Genomic DNA, 15,705 nt, shown 5'->3' on the forward strand with positions numbered 1-15,705 from the left:
CGGGCACCCGTGACGGACGCCTCCACCCCGATCAGCGAGCACCACCACGCCGACGTCTCCGGCGGCTGGCTGCGCCCCGCGGTCTTCGGCGCGATGGACGGCCTGGTCACCAACATCGCGCTGATCGCCGGCGTCGGCGGGGGCGGCGTCGCGCCGCGCAACATCGTGCTTACCGGCTTCGCCGGGCTGGTCGCCGGGGCGATCTCGATGGGGCTCGGCGAATACACGAGCGTGCAGTCGCAGAACGAGCAGGTGGCCGCCGAGGTCGCCAAGGAACGCCGCGAGCTGGAGCGCAACCCGGCCGGCGAGGCCCGGGAACTGGCCGAGGCGTGGGTGCAGCGAGGGCTGCCCCGGGATCTCGCCGAGCAGGTCGCCGAGGTGCTCCGGCACAACCCGGAGGAGGCGCTCCGGGTGCACGTCCAGGAGGAGTTGGGCGTCGACGCCGACGAGCGGCCCAGCCCGTGGACCGCCGCCTTCTCGTCGTTCCTCTGCTTCTCGGCCGGCGCGGTGGTGCCGTTGATCACTTATCTGCTCGGCTTCACCAGCCTCTGGCTGGCGCTCGGGGTGGGCGGTCTCGGCCTCTTCGTCGCCGGTGCGGTGGTCGCCCGGTTCACCAAGCGCAGGTGGTGGGTGAGCGGCGGCCGGCAACTGCTGCTCGGCGCGGCCGCCACCGCCGCGACGTACCTGGTCGGCCGGCTGATCGGCGTCGGCGTGAGCTGACGGCCGCCTCCCCGGCCGGGCTACTCCCCGGGGTGTGGGCCGGGTTCGAGTCGGAAGACGCGGATGTTGCGGCCCCCGGCCCGGCGTACGTAGGTCCGGTACGCCGGCCACTCGGCGACCAGCAGCGCCCAGAGCCGCTCCCGTTCGGCGCCCTGCGCCAGCCTGGCCCGGACCGGTATCCGGGTGCCGTCGACGGTGACCGTGGCGGTCGGGTCGGCGAGCAGGTTGAGCGCCCAGGCGGGCTGCTCGGGGCGACCCCAGTTCGAGCCGGTCACCACGAACGCGTCGCCGTCCCGCACGTAGAGCAGCGGGTTGCTGCGTGGCCGTCCGGACCGCCGCCCGGTGGTGGTGATCAGCAGTGACGGCACCAGCCCGAGTGCCACCACCCGACCCCGGGTCAGCTTGGCGACCAGCCGGTCGGCCGGGACCAGCAGCGGTGTGCAGGCGGCGAACCAGCGCGCGTGACCGAGCCGGCGTACGGCCCGGCCGAAGGCGGAGACCGGTCTTTCCAGAGCGGACATCGGTACAGTGTGCCGGCTGGCCGTCGCCGCCGCCCGCCGACACCCGCAGATCCGGGCCGGGCCCGCAGATCAGGGCCTGCGGATCCGCGCCGGGCCTGCGTGGTCGGGTCCGGGCTGGCGGCGGCGGTCAGGCCTGGCGGCCCGGGAACGGCACGGTGGCCGGGCTGACGCCGGCCGCCCGGCGCCACCGGGTGGCCCGGACCGACGCGTCGGTGAGCCCGTCCAGCGCCCGGGTCCGCTCGGCGCCCTCGGTCGCCGGCAGCGCGGCCCGCCACACCGCCGCGGTCCGCTCCTCGACCTCGACCGCCAGCCGCAGCGCGCCCGCCTCGTCGGTGACCGCGAACGGCAGCGCGTACGCCGGCTCGGCAGTCGGCACCGGACCGCCCCGCTCGGTGAGCAGCAGCACCAACCCGTCCCGCCGGCCCCGGTGTGCCGCCTCGGCGGAGCGGGCCTGCTCGGCGGCGCCACCGGAGAGCCGTACCCCGATCAGCCCGTACGCGTAGATCGCCGCGTGCTCGGCGGCCAGGGCCGCCGCCAGTGCCTCGGACATCACGCCGCCCCTTCCGACGCACCGTCGCGCCCGCTCACCGCAGTACCTCCAGATGGGTCGCCCGGGCCGCGGCGATCGAACCGACGAGCGCGGCGCGGTTGGCGGGCGCCTCGGCGCAGGCCTTGGCGGCGGCCTCCCGGCCCTGCTGCTCGGCCTCCCGCAGTTGCCCCAGGGTCTCCGACAGCACGCCGGCCCCGGCGCCCGGGGGCGGGGCGGTGGCGGTGGCGGTGGGCAGCGCGGTGCCGGTCACCCGGGACAGTTCGGCGGCGTGCGCCCGGTGCGCCTCGGCGACCGGCCGGAGCCGGTCGGACAGCTCCGGAAAGGCGGCTATCGCGGCCTCGTGACGGGCCGCGAGGTCGAGGGCGCCGCTGATCAACGGGGCCAGCGGGTCCGGCTCGGGCGGCGGGTCGGGTTCGCCGCCGAAGAGGCCGCAGCCGGTGAGCGGGCCGGCGGCACCGACCAGTGCCGCCAGGCCGACCGCCCGGATCATCTCGCGCCGGGACCGCCCCGCCGCGCCGATCGTCTGGTTCGTGTTGCCGGTCCGCACCCGGCAAGTCAACACCATCGGTGCGGCCGGCGGGGCCGGCACGGTCACCACGGCCGGTCGTCGGTGCGCCGATCGGGCTCTCGGGCGGCCAGCGCGTTACGCTCTGCGCAGCCGCCGGACGCTTCGTCCGGTGGCGCGCCGGTATGGCCGCCGGGCGGAGCCGGCGATCACCAGAGAGGGGCGGAGATGACGCAGCGTGGCCGGAACGCCGGTCGGCCCAGGTCGGGCCACCGGGCTCCGGACCGTCCCCGCGAGGACCCGTCCGCGCGTCGGCTCCGGCTCCGTGCCGTGATCGAGCCCGTGGTGACCACCGCCGGCTACGACCTGGAGGACCTCTCGGTGTCCCGGGCCGGCCGGCGGTACGTGGTCCGGGTGATCGTGGACGGCGACGGCGGGGTCAGCCTCGACGCCGTGGCGGACGTCTCCCGCCTCCTCTCCAAGGCACTCGACCAGGCGGAGGAGACCGGTGGCGACCTGGTCGCCGGTGAATACCAGCTTGAGGTGAGCTCGCCAGGGGTGGACCGTCCGCTGACCCAGCCCCGGCACTGGCGGCGCAACGTGGGCCGGCTGGTGAAGGTGACCGTGCGTGGCCCGGGTGAGCGCCCCGAGCAGGGCGACGCTGCCGAGCAGCGGCCGCCGGCACCCGCGGACCGGCAGTTGACCGCCCGGGTGGTCGCCGCCGACGACGAGCGGGTGGTGCTGGAGACCGACGCCGGACCGCTCGGCTGGGCGTACCCCGACCTCGGGCCGGGGCGGGTGCAGGTGGAGTTCAGCCGGCTGGACGAGATCGCCGACGACGATCTGACCGGTGCCGGCGATGATGACTATGACGACGTCGACAACGGCGACGACGAAGATGTGGAGGGCGAGGAGAGGTGAACATCGACCTCGCGGCGTTGCGCGCCCTGGAGCGCGAGCGGGAGATCCCGTTCGACACGATTCTCGCGGCGATCGAGACCGCGTTGCTGACGGCGTACCGGCACACCGAGGGGGCCCAGGCGCACGCCCGGGTCGAGATCGACCGCAAGACCGGTGCCGCCCTGGTCTACGCCCAGGAGCAGGACGCCGAGGGCACGGTGATCCGGGAGTTCGACGACACCCCGCACGACTTCGGTCGGATCGCCGCGATGACAGCCAAGCAGGTCATCCTGCAACGGCTCCGGGAGGCCACCGACGAGGTGCACTTCGGTGAGTACGCCGGCCGGGACGGCGACCTGGTCACGGGGGTGGTGCAGGCGCACGAGGCGCGCAGCGAGAAGGGCATCGTCTCGGTCGACCTCGGCAAGGTCGAGGCGGTACTGCCCCAGGCCGAGCAGGTCCCCGGCGAGCTGTACGAGCACGGCCAGCGGATCCGCTGCGTCGTCGTACACGTGGTCAAGGGTTTCCGTGGTCCGCAGATCACCCTCTCCCGGTCGCACCCGGGCCTGGTGAAGAAGCTCTTCGCCCTGGAGGTGCCGGAGATTGCCGACGGCACGGTGGAGATCGCCGCGATCGCCCGGGAGGCCGGCCACCGCACCAAGATCGCGGTCCGCTCCACCGTGCCGGGCGTGAACGCCAAGGGCGCCTGCATCGGCCCGATGGGTCAGCGGGTCCGGGCGGTGATGAGCGAGCTGCACGGCGAGAAGATCGACATCATCGACTGGTCGGAGGATCCGGCCCAGTTCGTCGGCAACGCCCTCTCGCCGGCCAAGGCGCTCCGGGTCGAGGTGGTCGACGCGGCGACCCGGACGGCCCGGGTGACCGTGCCGGACTTCCAACTGTCCCTGGCGATCGGCCGGGAGGGGCAGAATGCCCGACTTGCGGCCCGGTTGACCGGTTGGCGGATCGACATCCGACCTGATACCGAGCAGATGCCGACCCAGGCGTCCGCCGGTCGGCAGGGCGGTACTGATCACGCAGCCGAGGCGGACGGAGCGATCTCGGCCGGGTAGGGGTAGACTTTCCCAGTGGTACGACGCGCGGAGCCGGAGCGCACCTGTGTGGGCTGTCGGCAACGAGCGCCGGCCGGCCAGCTGCTGCGGATTGTCGCGGTCGGCAATGAGACTGGTCACAGCCTCCGACCCGATCCGACCCGTAAGCTGCCGGGTAGGGGAGCACATCTGCATCCCGATCCGGCCTGCTTGACGCTGGCAGTGCGGCGTCGCGCCTTCGGGCGGGCGCTGCGAATCGCTGGCGTACCTGACGCGAGTGAGTTGGCCGAGCACGTCCAGGGCGTTGACGACCATGACCGGCCATCCGGCCGGGCGGGATCGACGCTACGGAACCCGAGCAAGGTAGGACGACCGACATGAGCACACGATGAAGTCCCAGAAATGACCAGGCTTCAAGTGCACGAGTGAGGTCGCTGCGGGTGCTGCCCGCACGACCTCGGAGTGAGGAGTGCAGTGGCAGGCAAGGCCCGCGTACACGAGCTGGCTAAGGAGCTCGGGGTCGAAAGCAAGACCGTTCTCGCCAAGTTGAAGGAAATGGGCGAGTTCGTCAAATCAGCGTCGAGCACCGTCGAGGCCCCGGTGGCCCGTCGGCTGCGCGGCGCCTTCGTCGCGTCCCCGGAACCGGCGGCACCCGCCGCCCCGACGCCACCGCCGGCCCCCAAGGCGGCTCCGGCGCCGGGTCCGGGCGAACCCAGGATCGCCGCGAAGCCCGGACCGCCGCGTCGGCCGACGCCGCAGGCGAAGCCGAAGGGTCCGGTGCCCGGTCCGCCGCAGCCGGCGGCTCCGGTCGCCAAGCCGGCGAGCGCGCACGACATCGAGCTGGCCGCCGCCGAGGCGCGTGCGGCAGCCCTCAAGGCCGAGCAGGAGGCGACCGTCAAGGCCGCCCAGGCGGCTCGGCAGCAGCGCAACGACACCGTTCGGCGGGAACCGCCGGCCGACGGCGGCCCGACGAACCGGCCGAAGCCGGGTCCGAATGCCGCACCGCCGCGTCCGGGTGCCCCGTCGGGTGCCCGTCCCGGGCCGCCCGGTGCCCCGACGCCCGGCCCCGGCCGGCCCGGTGGCCGTCCGCCGGCGCGCAGCGGCGGTAACAACCCGTTCGGCATCACTCCGGGCGGTCAGCGTCCGGCTGCCGCGGGTGGACCGCGGCCCAACCCGGCCAACATGCCGCCGAGGCCGAGTCCGGCCTCGATGCCGCCCCGGCCGAGCCCGGCGTCCATGCCGACGCAGCGGCCAGGTCGTCCCGGTGGTGGCCCCGGCCGTCCCGGTGGCGGTGGCGGTGGCGGTGCCGGTCGTCCCGGTGGCGGCGGTGGCGGCTTCCGCGGCGGCCCCGGTGGCGGTGGCGGCGGCGGCTTCCGCGGCGGTCCCGGTGGCGGTGGCGGCGGTGCCGGTGGCGGCTACCGCGGCGGCCCCGGTGGTGGCGGCGGTGCCGGTGGCGGCTACCGCGGCGGCCCCGGTGGCGGTGCGCCGGCCGGTGGTGCCGGTCGCCCTGGCGGCGGCGGTCGCGGCCGTGGCGGCGGTGCAGCGGGTGCCTTCGGGCGTCCGGGCGGCAAGCCGACCCGTGGTCGCAAGTCGAAGAAGCAGCGCAGACAGGAGTTCGACAACCTGTCGGCGCCGACCATGAGCTCGGGCGCCCCGCGCGGCCAGGGCCAGGTCATCCGGCTGCCTCGCGGTGCGTCGCTGTCGGACTTCGCGGACAAGATCAACGCGAACCCCGGTTCGCTGGTCCAGGAGATGTTCAACCTGGGCGAGATGGTCACCGCGACCCAGTCCGTCTCCGACGACACGCTCCTGCTGCTCGGCGAGCACCTCGGCTTCGAGGTCTCGATCGTCAGCCCGGAGGACGAGGACCGCGAGCTGCTCGCCCAGTTCAACATCGACCTCGACGCCGAGGTCGCCACCGAGCGGCTGGTCAGCCGCCCGCCGGTGGTGACCGTGATGGGTCACGTCGACCACGGTAAGACCAAGCTGCTCGACGCGATCCGCAAGGCGAACGTGGTCGAGGGCGAGGCCGGTGGCATCACCCAGCACATCGGCGCCTACCAGGTGCACGTGCCGCACGATGGTGTGGACCGGGCGCTGACCGTCATCGACACCCCGGGTCACGAGGCGTTCACCGCCATGCGTGCCCGTGGTGCCCAGGTCACCGACATCGTGGTGCTGGTGGTCGCCGCCGACGACGGCGTCATGCCGCAGACGATCGAGGCGCTCAACCACGCCAAGGCGGCGGACGTGCCGATCGTGGTGGCGGTCAACAAGATCGACAAGCCCGAGGCCAACCCGGACAAGGTCCGGCAGCAGTTGACCGAATACGGCCTGGTCGCCGAGGAGTACGGCGGCGACACCATGTTCGTCAACGTTGCGGCCAAGCCGGGCATCGGCATCGAGGACCTCCTCGAGGCGGTCCTGCTCACCGCCGACGCGTCGCTGGAGCTGACCGCTCCGATCGACGGGCCGGCCCAGGGTGTGGCGATCGAGGCGCACCTGGACAAGGGACGCGGTGCGGTGGCCACGGTGCTGGTGCAGAAGGGCACCCTGCGGGCCGGCGACTCGATCGTCGCCGGTGGGGCGCACGGCCGGGTCCGGGCCATGCTGGACGAGAACGGCAAGCCGGTCACCGAGGCCGGTCCCGCGCGTCCGGTCATGGTGCTCGGTCTGACCGCGGTGCCGGGAGCGGGTGACACCTTCCTGGCGGCCGAGGACGACCGTACGGTCCGGCAGATCGCGGAGCAGCGGCAGGCGCGGCGGCGGGCGGCGAGCTTCGCCAACTCCCACCGGCGGCCGAGCCTCGAAACGATCATGGAGCAGCTCAAGGAGGGCGAGAAGACCTCGCTCAACCTGGTGCTCAAGGGCGACGGCTCCGGCTCGGTGGAAGCGCTGGAGGACGCGCTCTTCAAGCTCGACATTCCGGCGGAGGTCCAACTGCGGATCATCCACCGGGGCGTCGGTGCCATCACGGAGAGCGACGTCATGCTGGCCAGCGCCTCGTCCGAGGCGGTCACGATCATCGGCTTCAACGTCCGGGCCTCGAACAAGGTCCGGGAGATCGCCGACCGCGAGGGCGTGGAGATCCGGTACTACACCGTCATCTACCAGGCCATCGAGGAGATCGACGCCGCGCTCAAGGGCCTGCTCAAGCCGGAGTACGAAGAGGTCGAGCTGGGCAGCGCGGAAATCCGCGACGTCTTCCGCTCGTCCAAGATCGGCAACATCGCCGGTTGTATCGTCCGGTCCGGTGTCATCCGCCGCAACGCCAAGGCGCGGCTGCTGCGTGACGGGACGGTCGTGGCCGACAACGTCACGATCAGCTCGCTCAAGCGGTTCAAGGACGACGCCACCGAGGTCCGCGAGGGCTTCGAGTGCGGTCTGACGTTGAGCAACTTCAACAACGTCCAGGTCGGGGACATCATCGAGACGTTCGAGATGCGCGAGAAGCCGCGCGCCTGAGCGAGTTCGATGCCGGTGGCCGGAGCTCTGTGGGGTTCCGGCCACCGGCCTGTCCGGGGACGCCCGGGAAAGGCGGTGAACGGCGCGGGTGCGATGGCGTACCCTTCCCGCCGTGTATACCGGAACCGCCCTGTTCGACCTGCTGCTGCCCGGAGACTCGCGCTCCCTGAAGGCAAAGCGGTCCTACGTCCGCCCCATCGTCGCCGCACTGCGTAAGTTCGAGGTCTCGGCCGCCGAGGTGGGCGCGCTGGACCTGCACGGCCGCGCCCAGATCGCGGTCGCGCTCGTCGCCTCCGAACCCGAACACGTCGGTACGGTGCTGGACGCCTGCGAGCGTCTGGTCGCCGGCCGGCCGGAGGTCGAGTTGCTCTCCGTACGGCGTCGGTTGCACGGAGCGGATGACTGAATCGGCCGCCCACCATGGGGTAATCAGCCGGTACGGCCAATGGCGACGGCGGCGGCGAGGCCGCAGGATGCGCGAGTAGTGTTTCCCAGGTCGGCCGGTCCGGCCGCGGCGCCCAGCGCCGCCGGTCCGGCCCGGAAGCGCAGATGGGCGTGGAGGTGTGCGGAGATGACGGACCAGGCCAAGGTGCGTCGGCATGCGGAGCGGGTACGGGAACTGGTGGCATCGGTGGTGCGCACCCAGATCAAGGACCCCCGACTCGGCATGATCACCATTACCGACGCCCGGATCACCCCTGACCTGCGGGACGCCACGGTCTTCTACACGGTGCTCGGCGACGCCTCCGACCAGGCGGCCACCGCCGCCGCGCTGGAGAGCGCCAAGGGACTGCTGCGGAGCACCGTCGGCAAGGCCCTCGGGCTGCGTCACTCGCCGAGCCTGACCTTCGTCCTCGACGACGTACAGGATCAGGTGAAGCAGATCGACGAACTGCTGGCGGCGGCGCGTACCGCCGACGCGGAGGTGCAGCGGCTGGCCGCCCAGGCCGAGTACGCGGGTGAGCCGCAGCCGTACAAGCTCGACTCCGACGATGACGACGAGCTCGACTCCGACGACGACGCTCAGGACGAGGACCGGCCGCCGGCCGGGGACGGCGGAGACCGGCGGTGAGCGGGGCACTGCTCACCGACGTGTCCCAGCCGCCCGCCGGAGGGCCGACCGACGCGGAGTGGGCGGCGGCGGTCTCCGCCATCACCCGGCTCTCCGCCGACGGGCGGATCCTGCTGATCTGCCACGTCAACCCCGACGGGGACGCGCTGGGCAGCATGCTCGGCTTCGGGCTCGGGCTGCGCCGGCTCGGCGTACGGCAGATCCAGGCCACCTTCCCCGGGCGCCCGGAGGTGCCGGAGCCGCTCCAGGCGATGCCCGGCCAGGACCTGCTGGTCCCGGCGACCGCCGCCGACCCGGACCCGGACCTGGTGATCTGCTTCGACGTCGCCGCGGTTTCCCGGCTCGGTGACCTCGCCGACCGGCTGGACCGGGCCGAGACCGCCGTCGTGCTGGACCACCACGCCTCGAACACCAGGTTCGGCGGGATCCACCTGGTCGACCCGGACGCCGCCGCCACCTCGGTGGTGGTGGAGCAGTTGCTGGTCCGGCTCGGTGTGCCGCTGGACGCGGGGATCGCCGAGTGCCTCTACATCGCGCTGGCCACCGACACCGGCTCGTTCCGGTTCGACATGACCACCCCGGCGGTACACGAGATGGCCGCCCGGCTGCTGGCCACCGGCATCCGCCCCGGGGAGATCTCCCGGCGGATCTTCGACACCCGGCCGTTCGGCGCGGTCCGGCTCTACGGTGACGTGCTGGGGCGTACCCAGTTGGAGCCGTTGGCCGCCGGCGGGCTGGGGATGGTCTGGACGTACGCGACCCTGGACGACCTGGAGCGGCACGGGCAGCGCCCGTACACTCTGGAGCCGCTTATCGACTCGGTGCGCTGCACCGCCGAGGCGGACGTGAGCTGCGTGCTCAAGCAGGTCGCCGAGGGGGAGTGGGCGGTCTCCATGCGCAGCAAGGGCGCCACCGACGTGAGCCGGGTGGCGGTGACCCTGGGCGGTGGCGGGCACCGGCTCGCGGCCGGGTTCACCGGCTACGGCTCGGCGCCCGAGGTGGTCGACGCGATCCGGGCCGAACTGGCCCGGGGTACGGCCGAGGGCGGGCACTCGCCGGTCGAGCCACGAGATCAGGCGTGAGCCGCAAGATCGGGGGCAACGGGGCGGGCGTCACGCTTTCCGCTGGACGGTGACCCGGGGACAATCGGTTCATGGAACAGCAGCCGGAGCTCTCTGCGTATGTGCCCCGGGCTTGGGACAGACCGGTCGTCACGGTTCCGAGCCTCACCGTTCTGTCCCTGATCGGCGGGCAGTTCCCGTCGTTCTCCACGCAGGCGAACATCTACGCCATCGGCACCGGCGGCGCGTTGGTCTGGCTCGGGCTATCCAACCGGGTGCCCCGGCGACCCGTACCGCACCGGTTGCGGTCCGGTGCGTCCTGGTGGCTGCTGCCCGTACTCGTCTTCGGGGTCTTCGAGGCCAGCACCTTCATGCTCGGCTCCCGGGACGACTTCCCGACCTTCTCCAAGATTGCCGACCCGCTGCTGGACGACTCGCTGGTCCGCTCGGTCGCCTACTTCGCGTGGCTCTCCGCGTTCTGGGGGTTGGTGCGTCGATGAGGTACGTCGCGATCGCCGGGTTCACCGTCGCGCTGCTGCTCTTCGTGGTGGTCGAGTGGGCCGCCCGCCGGGAGGGGTCCCGGATCCCCACCTTCGGCGACGTCTGCGCCTACGTGATGCGCTACGAGGTCGGCCCGGTGCCGGTCGGCCGGATCGCCCTGTTCGGCTTCTGGTGGTGGATGGGCTGGCACTTCTTCGCCCGCTGACCAGCCTTCGAGCCCTGAGCCCTGAGCCCTGAGTCCCGATCCCCGAGCCCTGAGTCCCGATCCCCGAGCCTTCGAACGCTGGTGCGGTCGCGCCGGCCTGGGTAACTGTTGATACCTGACGGTTCGTGTGTCCCGAATGACGGGAATGCTGCGCAGGATATGGAACTGAACGATAGCTTGGGTAATGGAACTGAACGATACCTAGGGTTGTGGTCGCACCCGTCCCACCCGTGACCGGGTGTGGCAACCCCCCGAGAACGCCTGCCTCCCAGGGTCAACCGACCCGGGCGTCACGCCGTCCCGGCCGCCTCGTCCGGAAGATCCCGGACCCCGCCGTCCCGGCCGATCAGCAGGACCCCCTGTCGCGGTGGAACCGCGCCCTGCGGTGCCACCCGCCCTGGAAGGAGCCACGTCATGGCCAGCAAGCCGACCAAGCCCAAGCCGGAGAACACCGACGACTCCCGGGAGCAGGCACGCCGCGCGCTCCAGACGTCGATGGACACCCGCCAGTGACCCAGCGCAAAGCTGCGTGAGCGGGCAGAGCCCGGCCGCCGGCCGGAAGCGTCGGCGCCGTCTCCGATCGGACCATCTCCGATGGCACCGTTCCCGATCGCACCGTCTCCGATCGTCCGTCGACTCCGCCTGCCCCGCGTACGCCGCCCGTCCCGTGCCGGCCGACGAGCCGGAACGTTCCGCCCGCACCGGTCTGCCGGACGGCCCCGATCCGTCCCGGACAGCCGGTGCGGTCGCATGTCGGGCGCCGCTGGCGCGGACCGTCGACAAGAGCTGATCCGCAAATCGGCGTCGGTACACATCAGTGACCCACCCCGTTCGTGGCGGCGGTGGATCTTCCCCCGGGGCAGTGCCGACGGGTCGGCAGTGGACGGTCGGCACGACGGACCAGCGGCTCGACGTTGGTATATTGCTTCCCCAAACGGGGCCCGGACGGCCGGGTGGTAGCCCCCTAGGTGCGACGGGGAGGCGTGATGACGCAGCCGGTACGGGTGAACGTGCCTGGATTGCGGACGTTGGGCGGCGAGATCGTCGGCCACGGTAACGAACTCAAACGCAACATCACGGCGGTTGAGGGGCAGCTCGTGCCGACGGGTGGGCCCGGGGTCAACGGATGGGCCACGCTCGACGCGACGACCAGGGCCTCGGACGGCTGGGAAAACTACCTCAACGGCCTCGGCGGCCGGATCGAGACGGCCGGGCAGTCGTTGATCGACGCCGCCAACAACTACCAGGGCTCCGACCAGCGCGCGGGGCAGCGGCACGGCGGGCCGCAGGCGGAATGAGCGGGCGTTCGACGGAGGTCCTCAACCAGCGAACCGACCGGCGCGCGGCTTCGGCGGGGTGCGGCGAGGAGATGCCGTGCCGGGGATGACGTTCGAGATGGTGCTGAAGGCCGACCCGGAGGCGTGGCGGAAGGCCGCGGCCGGCTGGGACCGGCTCGGCAGGTCGACCGACGAGCGGGCGGACGCGTTGGCGTTGTCGACGCGTCGGCTGCCGGACGTCTGGGAGTCCGGTGCGGCGTCGCAGGCGGCGGGTACGCACTGCGACGGGCTGCGCAAGGAACTCGACTCCGCCTTCCCGCCGATACTGCTGATCGCCCAGGCCCTCGCCCAGCACGGTACCGACGTGGCGGAACTGCGCGCACGGGCCGAGGAGTTGGTCGAGCAGGGCCGGGCCGCGCACGTCACCATCCACCCGGACGGGTCGATGACGGTGGACCCCGCGCACTCCAACGAGTGGACCGCGCGGTCCATGTCCAGCCTGGTCTGGCAGCGGGATGCCCTGGTCAGGGAGGCTGCCGAGCTGGACGCCCGGACCGCGAAGGCGATCGCGGAGAACACCGCCACCGCCTCCGGCACACCGTCGGCCAAGGTGGACCGGACCAGCGTGCCGGCCAAGGGCACCAACCCCGTCGATGTGAAGAAGTGGTGGGACTCGCTCTCCCCGGCGCAGCGCCGGTACGTCATGTCGGAATATCCGGAGCTGATCGGCTCCCTCGACGGGGTACCGGTGGCGAGCCGGGACATCGCCAACCGGATCGTGCTCGACCGCGAACTGGACGGGCTCACCCAGCGCCGGGCCGACCTGGATGCCCGGGAGGCGCACATCCGGGCCATGGTCGAGCAGGGGCGGGGCGCCGAACTCTACCCCGACGCCGGTAACCCGGCCGGGGCCGCGTACGCCGAGCTTCAGAAGATCAAGGAGGAGCGGGAGCGGATCGACGGCAACCTGCGCGGGCTCAACAAGATCGACGACCGGCTGGAGGATCCGGCCAAGCCGCGGGCGTACCTGATCGGGCTCTCCTCCGCGGACGACGGCCGGGCGATCGTCTCGGTCGGCAACCCGGACGCCGCCGACAACGTCCTGACCTACGTTCCCGGCACCGGTGCCGAGCTGTCCAAGGTGGGCGGTGACCTGGACCGGGCCGACCGGATGGCCCTGGATGCCAAGGAGGCCGACCCGAGTCAGGAGACGGTTTCGCTGCTCTGGCTCGGCTACGACGCGCCGGACTCGATCGCCTGGAACGCGCCGTTCGACGGCTCCGCCGAGAAGGGCGCCCCGGAACTCAACCAGTTCCAGAACGGCCTGCGGGCCACCCACGACGGCGAACCGTCCCGCAACGTCGTACTCGGGCACAGCTACGGCTCGACGGTGATCGGGCACGCCGCCACCGGGGCCGGGATCAACGCCGACGCGGTCGTCTTCGTCGGCTCCCCGGGCGTGGACACCAACTCGGCGTCGGATCTGAAGGGTGTGCACCCGAGCGAGGTGTGGGCCAGTCGGGCCGAGCACGACATCATCAGGCGGGTACCGGACTGGGACATCGCGCACGGCAACGATCCGACCCGGGAAGACTTCGGCGGCCAGGTGTTCCGCAGCAGCCCCGGCAACCCGGACGACGAGGGCGGCACCCACTCGGCGTACTGGGACGACGGCAACGAGGCCCGGCGTAACATCGCGTACATCGCGACCGGGCAGACGGAGAAGGTCAGATGACGGGCCTGCGCCGGCGTCGCAACCTGGCGCTCGCGGCGGTGGTACTGGTCGCCGGCCTGATGACCGGAGCATGTGGAGAGGACGAGGAATTGCAGCCCACCGTCACCGCCGTACAGGCCGCCCAGCGGGTGGAGGAGTTGCTGCGGGAGACGTACGCGCAACTTCCGCCCGGTGCCGAGCTGAAGCCGTTCGGCCCCAGCGGCACCCTGCCGTGCGACGACCCCACCGACGGCGGGCCGGCCGGCCGGATCTTCGTCGAGCAGCAGTACGAGGTGAAGTTTCCGGCTGACTGGCCCACCGACCAGGCGATGCCGAAGCTGGCCGACTACTGGCAGCAGCGTGACTACCGGATCGTCAACGACCTGCGGGACCACAGCGATCCGAAGCTGACCGTCGAGGAGCGGGCGGAGGGCTACCGGGTCAGCATCACCGTCTACAACAGGGGCGCGGGTTCGATCGACATCTACCTGACCGGCAGTTCGCCGTGCGTCTGGGAACACGGCACGCCCGACCCGCAGTGACCAGGTAGCGACCGGCGCAACCCGGTGCCGTGCACCGGTCTGGGCTCACGGTAAAAGTTTCCTTCACTCGGCGCTGTTAACTTGCAAGGTCTCGACATAGATGACCTTTGGCGGTTACCGTACGGCCACCAATCCCCGCCCCGGGACATCTCGCGCGCTCTGGAAAGGAGTGACCGTGACTGCTCGGACCCGTCGAGACCGCCTCGTCCGCCTACTCGGTGCCGCCAGCCTCGGCATTGCCGTCGGTCTGACCGGCCAGCCCGCACACGCCGCCCCCGACACCGCCCCCACGACAAGCGCCATCCCGCAGCCCAGCCCGCTCGCCGCCGCCTTCGCCGCCGCATCGGCCCGCTACGACGTCCCCCGGGACCTGCTCGTCGCCCTCGGCCAGTCCGAGACCCGCCTCGACGGGCACGCCGGAGCGCCGAGCGCCTCCGGCGGTTACGGCGTCATGCACCTGACCAGCAATCCGACGGTACGCACCCTGGACGAGGCAGCCCGGCTCACCGGGATCGACGGTGCCGTACTGCGTACCGACTCCGCCGCCAACGTCGCAGGCGCGGCGGCGGTGCTGCGGTCGTACGCCGACGACGCCGGCCTGACCGCGACCCAACGCGCCGACCTCGCCTCCTGGTACGCCCCGGTGGTCCGGTACGGCGGTGCCACCGACCCGCGTGTCGCCCGGCTCTACGGCGACACCGTCTACGACCTGCTCGCCACCGGCCTCAGCTCATCCGCCGGGGTCGCCGTCGCCGGCCGTTCGGTGGCACCGCGACGCGGCCCGCTGGCCCGGGTACCGGCGCTCGGCTCGACCGACCCGGCCAACGGTGACGTCGGCACGATGAGCACCGACTACGGGCCGGCCGCCTGGGTGCCGGCGTACTCCGGCAACTACACGGTGGCCAACCGGCCCACCCAGTACCGGATCAACTACGTCGTCATCCACATGACCCAGGGCTCCTACGCCGGCTCGATCAGCTGGTACCAGAACCCGGCCTCGAAGGTCAGCGCCCACTACACGTTCCGGTCCTCGGACGGCGCGGTCACCCAGTCAGTCCGGGAGAAGGACATCGGCTGGCACGCTGGCAACTGGACCTACAACACCCAGTCGATCGGCATCGAGCACGAGGGGTACGTCGACAACCCGAGCTGGTTCACCGACAGCATGTACCGGGCGTCGGCGGCGTTGACCCGCAACCTGACCAGCAAGTACGGCATCCCGAGGGACCGCTCGCACATCATCGCGCACTCCGAGGTGCCGGGCGCCACGCACACCGACCCGGGCGTCAACTGGAACTGGACCTACTACATGCAACTGGTCAACGGGGTGACCGGGACCGCTCCTGGGACGGTGATCACGTCCAGCGGCTCGCTCAACGTCCGTTCCGGTCCCGGCACCGGGTACGCCGTTGCCGGCTCACTGGCCAGCGGCAGTGCCGTCACCGTCTACTGCCAGACGAACGGCACGACTGTGACCGGCTACTACGGTACGAGCAGCGTCTGGAACCGGATCGGCACCGGTCGCTGGGTCTCCGACACGTTCGTCAACACCGGGCACAGCGGGTTCATCTCCGGCGTACCCCGCTGCTGAACGTCGCGCGCGCCCCGTCCGGCCGTGGG

17 protein-coding genes are annotated in these 15,705 nt (G+C 72.1%); 14 read left to right on the plus strand and 3 right to left on the minus strand.

Annotated elements, in window-relative coordinates; all coding sequences use genetic code 11:
• Window positions 1-9: 9 nt before the first annotated feature.
• Window positions 10-720 carry a VIT1/CCC1 transporter family protein gene (locus tag CLT71_RS31900; RefSeq protein ID WP_101370366.1) on the plus strand — a complete coding sequence of 237 codons (711 nt, stop codon included), beginning with the start codon at window positions 10-12 and terminating at the stop codon, window positions 718-720.
• A 20-nt stretch (window positions 721-740) separates the two neighbouring features.
• Here CLT71_RS31900 and CLT71_RS31905 read toward each other — a convergent pair whose 3' ends face one another.
• The 3 genes from CLT71_RS31905 to CLT71_RS31915 all read right to left on the minus strand — a co-directional run bounded on the left by CLT71_RS31905 (window position 741) and on the right by CLT71_RS31915 (window position 2,338).
• On the minus strand, window positions 741-1,241 hold the full coding sequence (locus CLT71_RS31905; protein ID WP_101370367.1) for a nitroreductase/quinone reductase family protein: 501 nt from the start codon (window positions 1,239-1,241) through the stop codon (window positions 741-743).
• A gap of 127 nt (window positions 1,242-1,368) precedes the next feature.
• Complete coding sequence (locus tag CLT71_RS31910; protein ID WP_101370368.1) at window positions 1,369-1,791, minus strand: ferritin-like domain-containing protein; 423 nt, start codon at window positions 1,789-1,791, stop codon at window positions 1,369-1,371.
• 34 nt (window positions 1,792-1,825) lie between these two features.
• The gene (locus tag CLT71_RS31915; RefSeq protein WP_486483567.1) at window positions 1,826-2,338 is read right to left on the minus strand and encodes a hypothetical protein; all 513 of its coding nucleotides are present in this window, start codon (window positions 2,336-2,338) and stop codon (window positions 1,826-1,828) included.
• A gap of 186 nt (window positions 2,339-2,524) precedes the next feature.
• On the opposite strand from CLT71_RS31915, the gene rimP reads away from it, so the two are divergent.
• The 13 genes from rimP to CLT71_RS38345 all read left to right on the plus strand — a co-directional run bounded on the left by rimP (window position 2,525) and on the right by CLT71_RS38345 (window position 15,676).
• The gene (gene rimP / locus CLT71_RS31920) at window positions 2,525-3,217 is read left to right on the plus strand and encodes a ribosome maturation factor RimP (RefSeq protein WP_101370369.1); all 693 of its coding nucleotides are present in this window, start codon (window positions 2,525-2,527) and stop codon (window positions 3,215-3,217) included.
• Window positions 3,214-4,269 (plus strand): transcription termination factor NusA, encoded by a 1,056-nt coding sequence (gene nusA, locus CLT71_RS31925; protein WP_101370370.1) that lies wholly within the window; start codon window positions 3,214-3,216, stop codon window positions 4,267-4,269. The genes rimP and nusA overlap by 4 nt, the downstream gene beginning before the upstream one ends.
• 15 nt (window positions 4,270-4,284) lie before the next feature.
• On the plus strand, window positions 4,285-4,629 hold the full coding sequence (locus CLT71_RS31930; RefSeq protein ID WP_101370371.1) for a YlxR family protein: 345 nt from the start codon (window positions 4,285-4,287) through the stop codon (window positions 4,627-4,629).
• A 93-nt stretch (window positions 4,630-4,722) separates the two neighbouring features.
• The gene (gene infB, locus CLT71_RS31935) at window positions 4,723-7,713 is read left to right on the plus strand and encodes a translation initiation factor IF-2 (protein ID WP_101370372.1); all 2,991 of its coding nucleotides are present in this window, start codon (window positions 4,723-4,725) and stop codon (window positions 7,711-7,713) included.
• Between the two features lie 112 nt (window positions 7,714-7,825).
• Window positions 7,826-8,119, plus strand: a complete 294-nt coding sequence (locus tag CLT71_RS31940) for a DUF503 domain-containing protein (RefSeq protein ID WP_101370373.1) — start codon at window positions 7,826-7,828, stop codon at window positions 8,117-8,119.
• Between the two features lie 165 nt (window positions 8,120-8,284).
• Complete coding sequence (gene rbfA, locus CLT71_RS31945; protein WP_101370374.1) at window positions 8,285-8,785, plus strand: 30S ribosome-binding factor RbfA; 501 nt, start codon at window positions 8,285-8,287, stop codon at window positions 8,783-8,785.
• 20 nt (window positions 8,786-8,805) lie between these two features.
• Window positions 8,806-9,867 carry a DHH family phosphoesterase gene (locus tag CLT71_RS31950; protein ID WP_101371967.1) on the plus strand — a complete coding sequence of 354 codons (1,062 nt, stop codon included), beginning with the start codon at window positions 8,806-8,808 and terminating at the stop codon, window positions 9,865-9,867.
• Between the two features lie 71 nt (window positions 9,868-9,938).
• Entirely contained in the window at window positions 9,939-10,346 is a 408-nt protein-coding gene (locus CLT71_RS31955) for a hypothetical protein (RefSeq protein ID WP_101370375.1), read from the plus strand.
• Window positions 10,343-10,552: a DUF6186 family protein gene (locus tag CLT71_RS31960; protein WP_101370376.1), complete on the plus strand. Its 210-nt coding sequence runs from the start codon at window positions 10,343-10,345 to the stop codon at window positions 10,550-10,552. The genes CLT71_RS31955 and CLT71_RS31960 overlap by 4 nt, the downstream gene beginning before the upstream one ends.
• 986 nt (window positions 10,553-11,538) lie before the next feature.
• Window positions 11,539-11,850, plus strand: a complete 312-nt coding sequence (locus CLT71_RS31965; protein ID WP_143743691.1) for a hypothetical protein — start codon at window positions 11,539-11,541, stop codon at window positions 11,848-11,850.
• Between the two features lie 85 nt (window positions 11,851-11,935).
• Window positions 11,936-13,564 carry an alpha/beta hydrolase gene (locus CLT71_RS31970; protein WP_101370378.1) on the plus strand — a complete coding sequence of 543 codons (1,629 nt, stop codon included), beginning with the start codon at window positions 11,936-11,938 and terminating at the stop codon, window positions 13,562-13,564.
• A complete protein-coding gene (locus tag CLT71_RS31975; protein WP_101370379.1) occupies window positions 13,561-14,085 on the plus strand; it encodes a hypothetical protein in 525 nt (174 codons plus the stop codon). The genes CLT71_RS31970 and CLT71_RS31975 overlap by 4 nt, the downstream gene beginning before the upstream one ends.
• A gap of 175 nt (window positions 14,086-14,260) precedes the next feature.
• Window positions 14,261-15,676 (plus strand): N-acetylmuramoyl-L-alanine amidase, encoded by a 1,416-nt coding sequence (locus CLT71_RS38345; RefSeq protein WP_486483568.1) that lies wholly within the window; start codon window positions 14,261-14,263, stop codon window positions 15,674-15,676.
• The last annotated feature ends 29 nt before the right edge of the window (window positions 15,677-15,705 follow it).

Source organism: Plantactinospora sp. CNZ320 (genome assembly GCF_002846275.1).

Bases quoted from the DNA above. Each gene is read 5' to 3' on its own strand.
- CLT71_RS31905 (WP_101370367.1), bottom strand. From the start codon at position 1,241: ATGTCCGCTCTGGAAAGACCGGTCTCCGCCTTCGGCCGGGCCGTACGC.
- CLT71_RS31910 (WP_101370368.1), bottom strand. From the start codon at position 1,791: ATGTCCGAGGCACTGGCGGCGGCCCTGGCCGCCGAGCACGCGGCGATC.
- rimP (WP_101370369.1), top strand. From the start codon at position 2,525: ATGACGCAGCGTGGCCGGAACGCCGGTCGGCCCAGGTCGGGCCACCGG.
- rbfA (WP_101370374.1), top strand. From the start codon at position 8,285: ATGACGGACCAGGCCAAGGTGCGTCGGCATGCGGAGCGGGTACGGGAA.
- CLT71_RS31955 (WP_101370375.1), top strand. From the start codon at position 9,939: ATGGAACAGCAGCCGGAGCTCTCTGCGTATGTGCCCCGGGCTTGGGAC.
- CLT71_RS31960 (WP_101370376.1), top strand. From the start codon at position 10,343: ATGAGGTACGTCGCGATCGCCGGGTTCACCGTCGCGCTGCTGCTCTTC.
- CLT71_RS31965 (WP_143743691.1), top strand. From the start codon at position 11,539: ATGACGCAGCCGGTACGGGTGAACGTGCCTGGATTGCGGACGTTGGGC.
- CLT71_RS31970 (WP_101370378.1), top strand. From the start codon at position 11,936: ATGACGTTCGAGATGGTGCTGAAGGCCGACCCGGAGGCGTGGCGGAAG.
- CLT71_RS31975 (WP_101370379.1), top strand. From the start codon at position 13,561: ATGACGGGCCTGCGCCGGCGTCGCAACCTGGCGCTCGCGGCGGTGGTA.